This window comes from Enterococcus sp. DIV1937 (genome assembly GCF_050535975.1).
Taxonomy (GTDB): domain Bacteria; phylum Bacillota; class Bacilli; order Lactobacillales; family Enterococcaceae; genus Enterococcus; species Enterococcus faecalis.
In genome coordinates this window covers 2,750,076-2,765,495 of record NZ_CP172909.1, presented here as the reverse complement: position 1 = coordinate 2,765,495, position 15,420 = coordinate 2,750,076, and the positions used below count along the sequence as shown (strand labels likewise).

At 38.6% G+C, this 15,420-nt stretch carries 18 protein-coding genes; 16 read left to right on the top strand and 2 right to left on the bottom strand.

Going from position 1 to position 15,420, the window contains the following annotated elements:
- Nucleotides 1-522 precede the first annotated feature (522 nt).
- The 5 genes from rpmH to IGL13_RS13190 all read left to right on the top strand — a co-directional run bounded on the left by rpmH (nt 523) and on the right by IGL13_RS13190 (nt 3,739).
- Nucleotides 523-657: a 50S ribosomal protein L34 gene (gene rpmH / locus IGL13_RS13210; RefSeq protein ID WP_002356012.1), complete on the top strand. Its 135-nt coding sequence runs from the start codon at nt 523-525 to the stop codon at nt 655-657.
- Between the two features lie 203 nt (nt 658-860).
- Nucleotides 861-1,217: a ribonuclease P protein component gene (rnpA, locus tag IGL13_RS13205; RefSeq protein WP_002356011.1), complete on the top strand. Its 357-nt coding sequence runs from the start codon at nt 861-863 to the stop codon at nt 1,215-1,217.
- The gene (locus IGL13_RS13200; RefSeq protein ID WP_002378672.1) at nt 1,217-2,044 is read left to right on the top strand and encodes a YidC/Oxa1 family membrane protein insertase; all 828 of its coding nucleotides are present in this window, start codon (nt 1,217-1,219) and stop codon (nt 2,042-2,044) included. The genes rnpA and IGL13_RS13200 overlap by 1 nt, the downstream gene beginning before the upstream one ends.
- 14 nt (nt 2,045-2,058) lie before the next feature.
- Nucleotides 2,059-2,835 carry an RNA-binding cell elongation regulator Jag/EloR gene (gene jag, locus IGL13_RS13195; protein ID WP_002361456.1) on the top strand — a complete coding sequence of 259 codons (777 nt, stop codon included), beginning with the start codon at nt 2,059-2,061 and terminating at the stop codon, nt 2,833-2,835.
- Between the two features lie 181 nt (nt 2,836-3,016).
- Nucleotides 3,017-3,739: a response regulator transcription factor gene (locus IGL13_RS13190; protein WP_002368650.1), complete on the top strand. Its 723-nt coding sequence runs from the start codon at nt 3,017-3,019 to the stop codon at nt 3,737-3,739.
- A gap of 43 nt (nt 3,740-3,782) precedes the next feature.
- On the opposite strand, the gene IGL13_RS13185 is transcribed toward IGL13_RS13190, so the two are convergent.
- Together IGL13_RS13185 and IGL13_RS13180 are read right to left on the bottom strand one after the other, a co-directional pair.
- Nucleotides 3,783-4,478, bottom strand: coding sequence for a GntR family transcriptional regulator (locus tag IGL13_RS13185; RefSeq protein WP_002356006.1), 696 nt, complete (start codon nt 4,476-4,478; stop codon nt 3,783-3,785).
- 133 nt (nt 4,479-4,611) lie between these two features.
- Nucleotides 4,612-6,009: a CitMHS family transporter gene (locus IGL13_RS13180; RefSeq protein WP_002356005.1), complete on the bottom strand. Its 1,398-nt coding sequence runs from the start codon at nt 6,007-6,009 to the stop codon at nt 4,612-4,614.
- 404 nt (nt 6,010-6,413) lie between these two features.
- Between IGL13_RS13180 and IGL13_RS13175 the strand changes: the two genes are divergently transcribed.
- The 11 genes from IGL13_RS13175 to IGL13_RS13125 all read left to right on the top strand — a co-directional run bounded on the left by IGL13_RS13175 (nt 6,414) and on the right by IGL13_RS13125 (nt 15,420).
- Nucleotides 6,414-6,776: a hypothetical protein gene (locus tag IGL13_RS13175; RefSeq protein ID WP_002356004.1), complete on the top strand. Its 363-nt coding sequence runs from the start codon at nt 6,414-6,416 to the stop codon at nt 6,774-6,776.
- Entirely contained in the window at nt 6,760-7,161 is a 402-nt protein-coding gene (locus IGL13_RS13170) for an acetyl-CoA carboxylase biotin carboxyl carrier protein subunit (protein WP_002363547.1), read from the top strand. The genes IGL13_RS13175 and IGL13_RS13170 overlap by 17 nt, the downstream gene beginning before the upstream one ends.
- 29 nt (nt 7,162-7,190) lie before the next feature.
- On the top strand, nt 7,191-8,306 hold the full coding sequence (locus tag IGL13_RS13165) for a sodium ion-translocating decarboxylase subunit beta (protein WP_002383526.1): 1,116 nt from the start codon (nt 7,191-7,193) through the stop codon (nt 8,304-8,306).
- A gap of 21 nt (nt 8,307-8,327) precedes the next feature.
- Complete coding sequence (locus IGL13_RS13160; RefSeq protein WP_002356001.1) at nt 8,328-8,462, top strand: OadG-related small transporter subunit; 135 nt, start codon at nt 8,328-8,330, stop codon at nt 8,460-8,462.
- 32 nt (nt 8,463-8,494) lie between these two features.
- Nucleotides 8,495-9,487: a [citrate (pro-3S)-lyase] ligase gene (citC, locus tag IGL13_RS13155; protein WP_002378671.1), complete on the top strand. Its 993-nt coding sequence runs from the start codon at nt 8,495-8,497 to the stop codon at nt 9,485-9,487.
- Between the two features lie 5 nt (nt 9,488-9,492).
- Entirely contained in the window at nt 9,493-9,801 is a 309-nt protein-coding gene (gene citD, locus IGL13_RS13150; RefSeq protein WP_430604610.1) for a citrate lyase acyl carrier protein, read from the top strand.
- Nucleotides 9,789-10,676 carry a citrate (pro-3S)-lyase subunit beta gene (gene citE / locus IGL13_RS13145; protein WP_002355998.1) on the top strand — a complete coding sequence of 296 codons (888 nt, stop codon included), beginning with the start codon at nt 9,789-9,791 and terminating at the stop codon, nt 10,674-10,676. Before citD ends, citE begins: the two co-directional genes overlap by 13 nt.
- Nucleotides 10,677-10,678: 2 nt before the next feature.
- Nucleotides 10,679-12,211, top strand: coding sequence for a citrate lyase subunit alpha (gene citF, locus IGL13_RS13140; RefSeq protein ID WP_002355996.1), 1,533 nt, complete (start codon nt 10,679-10,681; stop codon nt 12,209-12,211).
- On the top strand, nt 12,204-12,740 hold the full coding sequence (gene citX / locus IGL13_RS13135; protein ID WP_002386428.1) for a citrate lyase holo-[acyl-carrier protein] synthase: 537 nt from the start codon (nt 12,204-12,206) through the stop codon (nt 12,738-12,740). The genes citF and citX overlap by 8 nt, the downstream gene beginning before the upstream one ends.
- A complete protein-coding gene (locus IGL13_RS13130; RefSeq protein WP_002355994.1) occupies nt 12,733-14,130 on the top strand; it encodes an oxaloacetate decarboxylase subunit alpha in 1,398 nt (465 codons plus the stop codon). The genes citX and IGL13_RS13130 overlap by 8 nt, the downstream gene beginning before the upstream one ends.
- A 117-nt stretch (nt 14,131-14,247) precedes the next feature.
- Entirely contained in the window at nt 14,248-15,420 is a 1,173-nt protein-coding gene (locus tag IGL13_RS13125; protein ID WP_002378670.1) for an NAD(P)-dependent malic enzyme, read from the top strand.

Sequence of the window (15,420 nt, the reverse complement as noted above, 5' to 3'; positions counted from 1 at the left end):
ACAGTGACCTCCTATATGTTTAAATTTTGGTTATCTAAAAAATGTGGATAACTTAAAAGAATGAGCATAGTCGATTTTAGCATTTTTTTAAAACTTTTTCCACAAGCAATTGTTCAATGTGGAAAAAAAGTACACAAGGGTGAAAAAAGTTTTCCACAGGGTGTCGACACTTGCGGAAGAAAGTGGTTGTTGAATGAGTTATCCACAAAAAGTTGAGAATAATTAAGCTTGACACAATCATGTTTCAAGAACTTATCAACAGCTGAAAAAACACCTGTGTAAAACTTTTTAACAGGCTGTTTTTTTGTGTAAAACTAGTGGGAAAATGGCTATGAACAGAAAAAAATGTGGAAAACTATCCACAAGCTACTCACAGGAAAATTTAATTTGTGGATAATTGAAACGAATCTTTCTCAGGAAATATTTCTTAAATTTTATTGACAAAAGACCCTATTACTCGTTATACTATCAAAGTATGTCTATATATTGATGGATAGTTACAATTTCAGGAGGTGTAATTGCATGAAAAGAACGTATCAACCAAACAAACGTAAACGCCAAAAAGTTCACGGATTCCGTAAACGTATGAGCACTAAAAATGGCCGTCGCGTATTAGCAAGCCGTCGTCGTAAAGGTAGAAAAGTTATTTCTGCTTAATGATGGTCTGGTCTTTTAAACAGTCAATTTCTAAGAACCCTTAGTTATCTCCATAATTTTTTGGAAGATGTGAAGATAACTAAGGGTTCTTTTTCTGTTTTCAATAAAAGAAAGCAGGATTCTATAGAAAAGGCTACTAAAAAAGAGCGGAAATATGCTATTATTATTAAGAAGTAAAAAAATATAGAAACAAAGGGATGCCGATGAAAAAGTCCTACCGTGTCAAGAAAGAAAAAGAATTTCAACAGGTGTTTAATAAAAAACAATCTTGTGCAAATCGTCGTTTCGTGGTGTACGTTTTAGAGAAACCACAACAAGCCCATTTTCGAGTGGGGATTTCTGTTGGGAAGAAAATTGGAAACGCGGTCACAAGGAATGCTGTGAAGCGGAAAATCCGCGCGAGTTTATTTCAATTAAAAGACCGTATCTCTCCAGAAATTGATTTTATCGTGATTGCACGTCCAGGATTGGAAAAATTATCGTCTGAAGAAGTGAAAGCTAATTTAACACATGTGTTAAATTTAGCTAAAATATTAGATGTAAGAGAGGGAATTGAGTAGTGAAGAAGTATAAGCGCTTATTATTAATGGCTGGGTTAGTGACCTTAGTCTTTGTTTTATCCGCCTGCGGAACCGCGCCCGTAAGTGAAAGTAGTACAGGAATTTGGGATCGATACATTGTTTATTATTTTGCCCAAGCGATTAAGTTCCTATCATTAGGCGGCAGTGTCGGAATTGGGATTATCCTATTTACGTTAGTCATCCGGATTATTTTATTGCCGTTGATGCATTTCCAAACGAAGAGTATGCGTAAAACACAAGAGTTGCAACCGCAATTAAAGGCCTTGCAACAAAAATATTCTTCAAAAGATCCTGAAACACAACGCTTATTCCGAGAAGAACAGCAACGTTTGTATGCAGAGAATAATGTGAATCCTTACATTGGCTGTTTACCACTGTTGGTTCAACTACCAATCATGATGGCTTTGTATCAAGCCATTTCGCGCGTGCCTGAATTAAAAGAGGGAACGTTCATGTGGTTAAGCCTCGATAAGCCGGATCCGTATTTAATTTTACCAATTTTAGCAGCTGTCTTTACGTTTGCTAGTACGTATCTTTCAAGTATGAGCCAACTAGAAACAAATGCCTCACTGAAAATTATGAATTACGTTATGCCAGCGATGATCTTCTTTATGGGGATTTCATTAGCCAGCAGTTTATCTCTTTACTGGGTGGTCTCAAATGCCTTCCAAACAGGGCAAACATTGTTATTAAACAATCCATTCAAAATCCGTAAAGAGCGGGAGGAAGCAGCACGTCAAGCCAAAGCACGGGAGCGAGCGCTTGAACGAGCAAAAAGTCCTAAGAAAAAAGGGAAGAAAAAATAAAGGAGGTCGTTCAGATGCCGATTTATGAAGGAAATACAATCGAAGAAGCAACGCAGAAAGGCTTACAAGCACTTGGTTTAACCAAAGAGGATGTTACAATTGATGTGTTAGACGAAGGAAAAAAAGGATTTTTAGGTCTAGGAAAAAAACTTGCCCAAATTTCAATGGAACCAACGATTAGTGAGCAAGTCACAGAAGCGGTCGAAGAAACAGTGGAAGATATTGTTGTTGCCGATGAAGCAACAGCAGTGGAAGAAGCAGTTGAGGAATTAACCGAAGCAATTCCTAGTCTCTCAGAGGAATCAACACATTCTTTAGAAAATCTGGAAGATGAAGCTGCTATTACTGAATTAGCGATGTATTTAACGAATATTTCAAATGAACTGAACGCCCCTGCCATGGTTCGCATAGCGCGCGAGAATGGCAATATTATCTTCCATTTAGAAACAGAAAAACAAGGTATCTTAATTGGAAAACACGGAAAAGTGTTAAATGCGTTACAGTATTTAGCGCAAGTCTTTATTCACCGCATTGCAAGCAATAAGCTATCGATTGTTGTGAATGTCGGAAATTATCGTGAAAAACGTCATGAAATTTTGGAACGTTTAGCGAAACGCACCGCGGAAAAAGCCAAACGCACTGGGCGGCCAGTCTTCTTGGAACCAATGCCGGCTTTTGAAAGAAAACAAATCCATCACACGCTTAGTAAAGATGAGCAAATCAAAACCCATTCTGAAGGGGATGAACCTTATCGGTATTTAGTGGTTGAACCAGTTAAGAAGTATTTTTAAACAAACAAACAAAGAAACGTTGGCAACTCTCAGCAGGGACTGAATAGTTGCCAACGTTTCTTTGTTAAATGATTTTTTAGCCGTCTCCGTTTCTTTTTTTATGTTATGATAATCAGTAATTACTCCAGTAGTAAATTCAAATGAAAAAGTTTTGTAAAGAGACGTAGGGGGAGCAACAGGTATGCGTACGGAGAAAATACTGGTTGTAGATGATGATGCAGCAGTTCGTCGCTTGATTTGGAAAGCATTACAATCAACAGGTATTCTTATTTACCAAAGTGAATCAATTGAAAAAACAAAAGATATCGTGTCCAGAGTTACCTTTGATTTGTTCATTTTAGATGATAACTTGGAACATGACAGCGATGGTTACTACTTAGTCCAAATGATTAGAGAGAAATATCCACTAGTGCCAATTATCTTTTTTAGTAGCAAAAAAGAAGAAGAGGATATCATTGCAGCCTTGGAAATGGGCGTGGATAGTTATATAACGAAACCTTTTTCCTTGAATGTTTTTAAGGCTCAGGTGATTGCTTCGTTGAATCGAGCTCGAATGATTCGAAAACAATTGAATATTTATAAAAAAGAAGAACTACAGGTAGGCGATTTCCGTTTTGATTATGGTCGTTATCAACTATTTAAAAAGGATTTACCTATTTCATTGTCTTCGAAAGAAGTTCAATTAATTCAATTTTTTCTGGAGAATCCCGAGCAAGTATTCTCTAAAGAACAAATTTACAGCAGTGTTTGGGGTACTGGGGATGTCGATGCGAATACGATTATGGTTTTTATTAATCGTTTACGAAGTAAATTAGAAGAAAACCCGAAAGAACCTTGTTACCTTCGGACCGTTTGGGGCATTGGTTATACCTTTACGCCAGATGGTTGCGTACAAAAAAAATGAAAAAAGGCCCGTAGTTGCACGAGCGACTGCGGGCCTTTTTTGATTATTCAATTTGTCGACGTTCCATTTCTTTCAAAATAAATTGAAGCGAACGATTTAGATGTTCATGGGTTAAAAGTGTGATCTGGTCAATATTCTTTGTTTTCATTCCGCGGAAAATTAACCAATGTTCTTCTAGGGCAATACTACGACGTTCTGAGGCACGAATCGCAATATCTCTGAAATAGATTAAGTAAGCATGGAGATCAGTCACAATTTTTTTTAAACGTAGCATCTGACTCTTAGTATAAATAAAGGAATTAAAATCTGAAAAGTTCTGTAGTAAGTCATCTACTTGGTTATTTTTATTGTATTGTTCTCCTTCGAGAAGTAAGGCTTCCAATTCATCAAAATCTTCTGGTGTCATGAGTTCCATGGCTTTAATGGTTGCTAAAGTGTCCAAAGATTTACGAATATCATAAATTTCATAAGCATCTTTCATACTAATCCCTTTAACCACGATACCCACCATAGGTATATGTTCCACCAATTGTTCTTTGACCAATTCTTGTAAAGCAAAGCGAATGGGCGTCCGACTAATGTTTAATTGCTCGGAAAATTCTTTTTCGTTAATCCGTTCACCTGCAGGAATATCCCCTAAAATAATGGTTTTTTTAAAGGCTTCGTAGGTACAAATTTTTAGAGGTTTACTGCTGGTTAAATCTAAGTTCCGTTTTACTGCTTCAACCGTTGGATTCATATGAGGCACCTCCCTATAGGTTATTTTTATAGATAATAAATATAATATTAAAAATGAAAATATAACGCAAGAAAAGACAAAATGAAAAGAAAACCGAGGAGAAAAGGCACTCCTACGGTTTCAGCGACGACGTTTAATTTTGTGGAATAAATAAAGGCATGTGACCTAAAGCAACAATTGTAACAACGAAAATAACGAAAATTCCTAAGGCATATTTTGCTGATTCTTTTTGCCATTGGCCCATATCTAAACCAGTTAAACGTAATAGCAAGTAAATAAATGCCACTAATGGACTTAATAAGTGGAACGCTTGCCCCATTAAGGAAGCTAAAGCCATAGACATATTGTCAAATCCATAAGAACGTCCAGCTTCTGCTAGGACTGGTAAGACACCGAAATAGAAACCATCGTTTGAAATAAAGAATGTTCCTGGTGCTGAAATGAACGCAATCACTAAGCCCCAAGCGCCGGCTAATTGTTTTGGAATAATATTAACAAAGCTATTTGCTAAGGCATTGGCCATACCAGAACCTTGGAATAAGCCCATGAAGACGCCAGCAGCAAAAACTAAGATAACTACTTGCACAGCATCACCAGCATTTGCACTGATACGGCTGCTTTGATCTTTTAATTTTGGATAGTTAATCATTAAAGCGATACAAGTACCAACTAGGAATAATAATAACGGTGGCATTTCAATCCACGAAGGCAAACCTAATTGACCAACGAATGAACTTAGGACTAACCAACCGATTAAGACAATCGTTAAAATACCATTGAACGCAAAATTCTTTGGACGACGAATTTCTAATAACTCAGGATCGTTAACAATAGTCATTTCTTCCAATTCTTTATCAGTAAGCGTTGTCACGCCTAAGCGAGCACGTTCTTTTTTCCCCATGCGATAAGCAACAAAGAAGATAACATACAATACAGATAAAATCATACCAGGTGCTAAATAAGAAAGAATGTCGGCATCAACTTCTAGTACGGCCATGGCACGAGCTGTTGGACCGCCCCAAGGTAATAAGTTCATAATGGTGTTTTGTAAGATAACAAGCACACCTAAATTCATCAATTTCATATTAAGTTTTTTGTAGATGGGAATAAACGCAGAACAGCAAATCAAGGTCGTAGTTGTTCCATCTCCGTTTAAGGAAACAGCAGCAGCAACTACCGCAGTAGCCATCAAGACTTTCATTGGATCGCCTTTAGCAAAGTAAATCATTTTTTTAGTGATTGGGTCAAACAAACCAGCATCCAACATAATAGAGAAGTAAAGAATGGCAAATAATAACATAATACCAGTTTTTGAAGTAGTTGAAATCCCATCTAAGACGAAATTCCCAATGTTGACTTCAGGGACAACACCGTCAGCACCAGGTGGCGGACTCGCTACTCCAGTTGCAATTGCAATCAAAGTAAAAATAAGAGGAATAATTACTAAAGATGTAAACGGTGACAATTTCTTTTTCATGATTACATACATAAAGATGATAATCATACCATAAGCTAAAATAGTGAGTAACATGTTTTTCTTCCTTTCTTTTTTTAGAACTTTTTTGTAAGCGTTAACAACCGGTGTTAATAAAAAAGAATAGCCATGAGAAATGTTTCACAGTATTCTGGTTTACAACAAAAAATATTTTTTGTGTTTGTCTATAGTGTGAGAATATACAAACTTTCGCAGAGAATAAATAGCCTAAAACAAAAAGAACATCAAAAAAACAATTCAACAATCAAATTCTTATTAATAACTTAATATAATATTAATAGAATCTTAACGGCTGGTAAATGCTTATATACCAATGTTTACAGAGTTTTTTTCACAAAATAAACAATAAAAGAACAATCTGAGCTAGTGTTTTCACTAGGTTTTTTAACGGTTTTTTCTATAATGAACGTATACCAAGAATTAGTGAAAGGAGAGACAATATGGGCCTATTTAAGTCCTTATTCAAGAAAGAGCAACACACGCAGGATACCGAGATTAATGAAAGCGTTATCCAACGTGAAGCGGATAACTTGGAAAAGCGATGGATAGATATACCAGCATATATTCCTGCTGAGCCAAAAGAATATCAATTGGTAAGTATTGTGGCCACTGCCATCGCAGCAGGAGAGTTTCCAGAAAGTCGTTTTGTTATCAAAAAAATCGCAAAACGAAATCCAGAAGCAAAAGAAGTTGCCATTATTGCAGCCAGTATAGCTGCAGAGCTTTCAGAAGAGTCTCAGCTAGTTGTCAAAAGAATTTCAAAACAAAACCTTGAGGAGGATCATTATGTTACGCAAATTTAAAATTTCAATTGATGGGAAAGAATATTTAGTCGAGATGGAAGAAATCGGTGGCGTCCCACAACCAGCACCTGTTGCGCCACAACCAACAGCGCCAGTTGCTACGACAGAAACACCAGCCCCTGCTGTTGAAGAAGCCCCAGCGCCAGCAGCACAGCCAGCCGCCCCAGCAGGAGCAGATGCAATGCCTGCGCCAATGCCAGGAACTGTGTTAAAAGTATTAGTCAATGTTGGTGATACGGTGTCTGAGAACCAACCATTGTTAATTTTAGAAGCAATGAAGATGGAAAATGAAATCGTTGCAGGAAAAGCAGGTACGGTAACAGGAATTCATGTTACCCAAGGTCAAATTGTGAACCCAGGGGAACCATTAATAACAATTAACTAGAATTAATTTAAGAAGAGGAAGTGATTTGTGTGGAGACACTGATTCAAGGTGTTATAGGAATGGGCCAAGAACCAGGACGCATTGTGATGATGCTGATTGGTGGACTATTAATGTATTTAGGAATAAAAAAAGAGTATGAACCAACACTTTTAGTGCCGATGGGTTTAGGAACGATTTTAGTGAACTTTCCTAATTCCGGCGTATTGAGCGCTGGCGGCGAGCCAGGTCCGTTTAATGTTCTTTTTGATTTTGGAATAAAAACAGAATTATTCCCGTTATTATTATTTATTGGGATTGGGGCAATGATTGATTTCGGGCCATTGTTACAAAATCCGTTTATGTTGATGTTTGGTGCCGCTGCACAGTTTGGGATTTTCTTTACAGTTATTATGGCTGTTTTATTAGGTTTTGATTTAAACGATGCTGCTTCGATTGGGATTATTGGTGCCGCTGATGGCCCAACGTCTATTTTCGTAGCAAATACCTTACATTCAAAATACATGGGGGCCATAATGGTTGCCGCTTACTCCTACATGGCGTTAGTTCCGATTATTCAACCAGTAGCGATTAAAGCAGTGACGACGAAAGCCGAACGTCGGATCCGTATGACTTATCGGGCCGGTGAAGTTTCTCAAACAGCGAAAATTCTTTTCCCGGTTGTTATTACGATTGTCGCAGGGTTAATTGCGCCGGTGTCATTACCATTAGTTGGTTTCTTAATGTTTGGGAACTTATTAAGAGAATGTGGCGTTTTGGATCGTTTATCCATTACAGCTCAAAATGAATTGGTGAATATTATTAGTATCTTGCTAGGACTATCTATTTCCGTTAGCATGAACTATGCAGAGTTCTTAAAAGTCGATACATTGATGGTTATTGGCTTAGGGTTAGTCGCCTTTATTATGGACTCAGTCGGCGGCGTACTTTTTGCTAAATTCTTGAATTTATTTAGAAAAGAAAAAATCAATCCCATGATTGGTGCTGCGGGTATTTCCGCTTTCCCAATGTCTAGTCGGGTCATTCAAAAAATGGCTACAGATGAAGACCCACAAAACTTTATTTTAATGCATGCTGCTGGTGCCAACGTTTCAGGACAAATCGCTTCTGTAATTGCTGGTGGCTTACTATTAGCCTTTTTAACATAGGACGGAAAGGAGAACGAATACATGTCTGTTAACATGGAAGATTTAAAAATTGCTTTTGAACTGTTAGGTTTTGGTTGGGGCGGCGTTTTCGTTGTTTTATTTATCATTTATCTAGCATCTAAATTACTAACAAAATTATTTCCAATTAAAAAATAAAGGAGGTTATTGCTGTGAGCAGCGTATATACAATGAAAAGAATCTGGTTGCAAAAAGATAAAAAAGCTTATCAAGCTTGGCGCGAATTAATGGAAAAAGCCGAATTGCAAACGACAGAAGCACTTGATTACACCGTTGGCATATATGATGACACAGCATTAATCGCCTCTGGCTCGCTTTCAGGCAAAACGATTAAGTGCGTGGCCGTTTGTAAAAAATATCAATCTGAAAATTTGTTAACCCAATTGGTGGTTCATCTACTTGAAAAACTGAGAGAAGAAAACCAATTACACAGTTTTTTGTATACAAAACCAAAAAATGAACAAATTTTTCAGTCGCTAGGCTTTCAAAAAGTGGTTGCGAATCAAGAGGTGCTATTTATGGAGCAAGGCAAACCAGATTTTGCCGATTATCTTGGTTACCTGACACAGCATAAAAAAGCAGGGCCAGCCAGTAGCATTGTCATGAATGCAAATCCTTTTACGAAAGGCCATCAGTACTTAGTCGAAAAAGCAGCCCAAGAAAGTCCGCACGTTTATGTGTTTGTTTTATCTGAAGATAAATCGCTATTTTCAAAAGAAGCACGTTTCGCAATGGTGCAAAAAGGGGTCGCCCATTTACCCAATGTGACAGTCCTATCTACAGAAGATTACTTAGTTTCGTCTGCGACTTTTCCTACCTATTTTTTGAAAGAAAAAGCGCCATTAGAGGTAGCTGCAATTCAAGCAACGCTTGATGCAACGTTATTTAAAGAAAGAATTGCGCCAATACTTGAAATTCAGCAACGTTATGTGGGAGAAGAGCCTTATTCAGAAGTGACCGCTGTCTACAATCAAGCAATGCAACAAGTTTTCGGACAAACGATAACGCTAACCATTGTCCCGCGATTAGCGAGTGATGGAGAGCTGATTAGTGCGACGAAAGTTCGCAAAGCGATGGCTGAAGGCGACAAAGAGACACTCAAGAAGTTTTTACCAGCAACAAGTTATCAATACTTAGTAGAACACAAGAAACTAATGAGGTGAAGAAAGTGAAGATTATCAAAAATGCTACTGCAGGGACAGTAGAATCAAGTGATATTATGATTACCGTCCAACCCATTGAATCAACAGAAAATACCATTGAATTAGAAAGTAGTGTCGAAAAACAATTTGGCAATCAAATTCGTCAGGTGATTACGACAACTTTGGAACATTTAGATGTCCAAGGCGTTGCGGTCAAGGCGATTGATAAAGGGGCATTAGATTGTACAATCAAAGCTCGGATGATTACAGTTTTATATCGAGGCGCTGAAAAAGAAACGTATGATTGGAAGGAGTTGGACTCATGGAACGTTTAAGAAGAACAATGATGTTTGTCCCTGGAGCGAACGCGGCAATGCTAAGAGATGCACCTTTGTATGGGGCAGATTCAATCATGTTTGATTTAGAAGATGCAGTTTCATTAAAAGAAAAAGACTCTGCCCGTGTTTTAGTCCATTCTGCTTTGAAAACTTTCGATTATGGCAATATTGAAATTGTTGTTCGGATCAATGCTTTAGATGCTGGTGGTGCAGAAGATATTGAAGCAATGGTCTTAGCTGGTGTCGATGTGATTCGTTTACCAAAAACAGAAACAGCCCAAGATATCATTGATGTCGAGGCAGTCATTACAGAAGTAGAACAGCAAAATGACATTCCCGTAGGAACAACGAAAATGATGGCTGCCATCGAATCGGCCGAAGGTGTTCTAAATGCGCCCGCGATTGCCAAAAGTTCAACTCGCTTGATTGGCATCGCGTTAGGCGCCGAAGACTATGTTACCAATATGAAAACACGGCGCCATCCAGATGGCCAAGAACTATTCTTTGCTCGTAGCATGATTTTACATGCCGCTCGAGCAGCTGGGATTGCAGCTATTGATACGGTCTATTCAGATGTAGACAATACGGAAGGCTTTGAAGCCGAAGTTCGTTTGATTAAACAGCTAGGTTTCGATGGGAAATCGGTGATTAACCCTCGTCAAATCCCATTAGTTAATACTATTTATGCGCCAACAGAAAAAGAAATCCAGAATGCTAAGGAAGTAATCTGGGGCATTCGGGAAGCCGAAGCAAAAGGTTCCGGTGTTATCTCCGTAAATGGAAAAATGGTTGATAAACCAATTGTTGAACGAGCTGAACGGGTCATTGCGTTAGCATTGGCGGCTAAATTAATTACCGAGGAGGAAATATAGACATGGTAGTAAATAAAGTAGGCAAAGACATTCCTCAATCTTATGCAGAGCAATATGGCATTTATGAAGGAGAATTAGCACACATTGATGCTTATCAAGAAGCGAGCCGAGCAATTAAACCAGTGAAACCTCGGGAGACAAAACTTTTAGGAAGTATTCGTGAAGCAATTGAAAAAACAGGGTTGAAAGATGGCATGACCATCTCTTTCCATCACCATTTCCGTGAAGGAGACTATGTGATGAATTTAGTTTTAGCCGAGATTGCCGCCATGGGGCTGAAAAACATTTCGATTGCACCTAGTTCAATTGCAAATGTTCATGAACCTTTGATCGAACACATTAAAAATGGAGTAGTCACCAACATTACTTCTTCAGGTTTGAGAGATAAAGTAGGCGCCGCTATTTCAGCAGGTATAATGGAAAATCCTGTGGTGATTCGTTCACATGGTGGCCGGGCACGGGCAGTAGCAGCAGGCGATATCCATATTGATGTAGCTTTCTTAGGTGCACCAAGTTCAGACGCTTATGGAAATGCGAATGGAACCAAAGGAAAAGCTACCTGTGGTTCTCTTGGATATGCGATGGTCGATGCAAAATATGCGGATCAAGTGGTCATCATTACTGACACATTAGTACCATATCCTAATACCCCTATTAGTATTCCACAAACAGATGTTGATTATGTGGTAGAAATTGATGCAATTGGTGATCCAGATGGAATTGCCAAAGGCGCGACACGTTTTACAAAGAATCCTAAAGAATTATTGATTGCTGAATATGCCGCAAAAATAATTACACATTCTCCTTACTACAAAGAAGGCTTCTCATTCCAAACAGGAACAGGTGGCTCTTCACTAGCAGTTACGCGGTTTATGAGAGAACAAATGCTTAAAGATGGCATTAAAGCAAGTTTCGCTTTAGGCGGAATTACGAATGCAATGGTGGAACTTTTGGAAGAAGGCTTAGTAGAAAAAATTATTGACGTCCAAGACTTTGATCATCCATCAGCTATTTCTTTAGGGGAAAATGCCAATCATTATGAAATTGATGCCAATATGTATGCCTCACCGCTTAGCAAAGGGGCGGTTATTAATCAATTAGACACAGCTATTTTATCTGCTTTAGAAGTGGACACAGATTTTAATGTAAATGTCATTACTGGTTCAGATGGTGTCATCCGTGGTGCTTCTGGCGGACATTCCGATACAAGTATGGCTTGTAAAATGAGTCTAGTGATTGCACCACTTGTTCGTGGACGGATTCCAACAATCGTTGAGCAAGTAAATACAGTCGTTACACCAGGTACGAGTGTCGATGTCGTAGTAACAGAAGTCGGCATTGCAATCAATCCAAAAAGAACAGACTTAATTGATTGTTTTAAAACCTTAGATGTTCCTCAGTTTACGTTAGAAGAGTTGAAAGACAAAGCCTACAACATTGTTGGCACCCCGGAACCAATTAAATATGGAGACAAAGTTGTTGCGTTAATTGAATACCGAGATGGTAGTCTAATTGATGTGGTACGCAATGTTTAATGGGGAAAAAGTAACACTTTTAGAGATGTTGGATGCTCGCGAACAAAGAGCTGCCACACAGAAGGAGTTGTTAGAAACAGCACCAGAAGCTAGTCTCTTATCTGCCACAATGAATATTCCTGGAGAAGTAAAAAATTCGCCCACCTTAACGGCTGTTTTTTTAGAAGTAATTGACGAAGTCGAGCAACAATTGCTGGATCAAGTACCGATTGTTAATTTTTACCGGAATGAAAAAACAGGGCCTGAATATTATTTGGCGGTTTCGTTAGCCCCACAAGAATTAAAACAAAGAATGGTCAAAATTGAAGAAACACATCCTTATGGTCGTTTAGTGGACCTAGATGTTTTATGGGGAAATGAGGAGCTAAAAAGCCTTCATCGAGGAGATTTAGGCTTGCCACCACGGCGCTGTTTTATGTGCCAAGAAGAGGCGAAAGTCTGTGGACGAAATCGACGTCACAGTCTTGAAGCAATGCAAGAAAAAATAACAGAAATAATTTTGACACGAAAGGAGCAGCCAAGTGAGTAAAAAAATTCGTTTTACAGAAACGGTGCTACGGGATGGACAACAAAGTTTAATTGCAACACGGATGCCAACCTCAGATATGCTGCCGATTATTAAAACAATGGACGAGGCAGGATTTCATGCATTAGAAATGTGGGGCGGGGCAACGTTTGATTCCTGTGTCCGCTATTTAAACGAGGATCCTTGGGAACGTCTTCGCCAAATTCGCAAAGAAGTTAAAAATACCAAACTTCAAATGTTATTACGAGGACAAAATTTACTAGGATATCGTCATTACGCTGATGATGTGGTGCGGGCCTTTGTCGAAAAATCAGTTGAAAATGGGATTGATATTATTCGTATTTTCGATGCCTTGAATGATGTCCGTAATTTACAAACAGCAATTCAAACAACAAAAGAAGCTGGCGGACACTGTCAAGCAGCGATTTCTTATACTACGAGTGAAATTCATACCATCGATTACTTTGTAAAATTAGCCAAAGAATTAAGTCAAACAGGAGCGGATTCCATTTGTATTAAGGACATGGCAGGCGTTTTGACGCCACAAACTGGTTTTGAATTAGTGAGCAAAATGAAAGATGCCATTGATTTACCTTTAGAGGTGCATACGCATGCGACTAGTGGTATTTCTGAGATGACCTATTTAAAAGTTGCTGAAGCAGGTGCGGATATCATCGATACAGCTATCTCTTCTTTCGCTGGCGGTACGAGTCAACCAGCCACAGAATCTGTAGCCATTGCGTTAGAAGATTTAGGCTTTGAAACAGGTTTAAATATGGAAAAAGTAACAGAGATTGCTGACTATTTCAATCCGATTCGTGATCGCTTTAGAAGTGAAGGCATTTTAAACCCTAAAGTTAAAGATACGGAACCGAAAACCTTGATTTATCAAGTGCCTGGTGGTATGTTATCAAACTTATTAAGTCAATTAACGGAGCAAGGTTTACAAGACAAATATGAAGAAGTTTTAGCTGAAGTACCTAAAGTAAGAGCAGATTTAGGGTATCCACCACTAGTTACGCCGCTTTCACAAATGGTTGGAACACAAGCCTTAATGAATGTGATTTCTGGGGAAAGATATTCCTTAATACCGAATGAAATCAAAGATTATGTGCGCGGAGAATATGGCAAATCACCAGCACCTATCGCAGAAGAGATTAAGCAAAAAATCATTGGGGATGAAGAAGTAATTACTTGTCGACCAGCGGATTTATTGAAACCAGAGTTGCATAGTTTAGAAAAGGAAATCCAACAATACGCAAAATCTGAAGAGGATGTCCTATTATATGCGATGTTCCCGCAACAAGGAAAAGACTTTTTAGGACGTCGTGAAGATCCTTTTTACGATGTACCGTTACAGAAAGTGACAGTCAAACTTGACTTGCCAGAATAGAACGGGCAAGTGCTCCGCAAATGTATAAAGAAGCAAGGGTTTGAGCGACGATAACGGTTGTTCAAACCCTTGCTTCATCAAATAGAAAAAAGGCAGCCCGTGAAAGGAAGTGACAATGTGTTAGAAGAAGTTCTAGCAATTCATCAAAAAAATATTGGTGTGCTAAGTCTTGAAGCAACAGAAGCGGTGTTAAACCATCATGATTTAGCCAAAATGTATACACCTGGTGTCGCAGAATTGAGTTTAATGATTGCCCAAAATCATGAATTAGCGCGCGAGTGGACCATTAGTGGTAAGTTAATTGCGGTTATTACAGATGGGTCAGCTGTTCTGGGTCTCGGCAATATGGGCACGCAAGCGGGTTTGCCAATTGTTGAAGGCAAAGCTTTACTTTATAAAAATTTGGCGGGGGTCGATGCTATTCCTTTAGCACTGGAACAAAAATCAGTGGACGAGATGGTTCAAACAATTGAAAATTTACAAAATAGTTTTGCAGGAATCCATTTAGAAGATATTTCTGCACCAAAATGTTTTGAAATTGAAGAAAAACTTCAACAACGTTTGAACATTCCTGTGTATCATGATGACCAAGAAGGCACTGCCATTGTCGTTTTAGCTGGGCTAATTAACGCAGCTAAAATTAAAGGAAAACCTTTAAATGAATTACGTGTGGTGATTAACGGAGTTGGAGCTTCTGGTGTAGCGACCGCTAAGTTATGTATTCAAGCGGGGATTACGCATCTCACCTTAGTAGATCGCCAAGGTGTTTTAAGAGAAGAAGACCCGACATTGAATCCTTACCAACGTGCTTTGCTTCGACAGGTAATAAAACCATCAGTAGAAAACAAAGATTTAGCCACCGCTGTCGTCAATCAGGATGTTTTTTTAGGCTTATCAGAAGCGGATGTGCTAACGCCAGCCCTGATTAAATCAATGAACCAAGACCCAATTATCTTTGCTTTAGCAAATCCTAAACCAGAAATTGAACCAGACCTCGCCCAAGCCAATGGCGTCCGTTTATTAGCAACTGGTTCTTCCAAATATCCGAATCAAGTGAACAACATTTTAGCTTTTCCAGGTCTTTTTAAAGGGTTATTGGCAGCGAAAGGCAGAAAAGTCGATGTCGGTTTGCAAATGACAGTAGCACGAAGCTTGGCCGCTATGATTTCAGAACCCACAGCAGAAAAATTTATACCTAATGTATTTGATGGCGGCGTAGTTGACACGGTTTTTAATGCTGTACTAGACTATATAAAACAAGAAAAGACCACGGCAGAAGAAGGGACGTAA

Bases quoted from the DNA above. Each gene is read 5' to 3' on its own strand.
- IGL13_RS13175 (WP_002356004.1), top strand. From the start codon at position 6,414: ATGGGCCTATTTAAGTCCTTATTCAAGAAAGAGCAACACACGCAGGAT.
- IGL13_RS13185 (WP_002356006.1), bottom strand. From the start codon at position 4,478: ATGAATCCAACGGTTGAAGCAGTAAAACGGAACTTAGATTTAACCAGC.
- citX (WP_002386428.1), top strand. From the start codon at position 12,204: ATGTTTAATGGGGAAAAAGTAACACTTTTAGAGATGTTGGATGCTCGC.
- rpmH (WP_002356012.1), top strand. From the start codon at position 523: ATGAAAAGAACGTATCAACCAAACAAACGTAAACGCCAAAAAGTTCAC.
- jag (WP_002361456.1), top strand. From the start codon at position 2,059: ATGCCGATTTATGAAGGAAATACAATCGAAGAAGCAACGCAGAAAGGC.
- citF (WP_002355996.1), top strand. From the start codon at position 10,679: ATGGTAGTAAATAAAGTAGGCAAAGACATTCCTCAATCTTATGCAGAG.
- citC (WP_002378671.1), top strand. From the start codon at position 8,495: ATGAAAAGAATCTGGTTGCAAAAAGATAAAAAAGCTTATCAAGCTTGG.
- IGL13_RS13180 (WP_002356005.1), bottom strand. From the start codon at position 6,009: ATGTTACTCACTATTTTAGCTTATGGTATGATTATCATCTTTATGTAT.
- IGL13_RS13160 (WP_002356001.1), top strand. From the start codon at position 8,328: ATGTCTGTTAACATGGAAGATTTAAAAATTGCTTTTGAACTGTTAGGT.
- rnpA (WP_002356011.1), top strand. From the start codon at position 861: ATGAAAAAGTCCTACCGTGTCAAGAAAGAAAAAGAATTTCAACAGGTG.
- IGL13_RS13170 (WP_002363547.1), top strand. From the start codon at position 6,760: ATGTTACGCAAATTTAAAATTTCAATTGATGGGAAAGAATATTTAGTC.
- citE (WP_002355998.1), top strand. From the start codon at position 9,789: ATGGAACGTTTAAGAAGAACAATGATGTTTGTCCCTGGAGCGAACGCG.
- IGL13_RS13190 (WP_002368650.1), top strand. From the start codon at position 3,017: ATGCGTACGGAGAAAATACTGGTTGTAGATGATGATGCAGCAGTTCGT.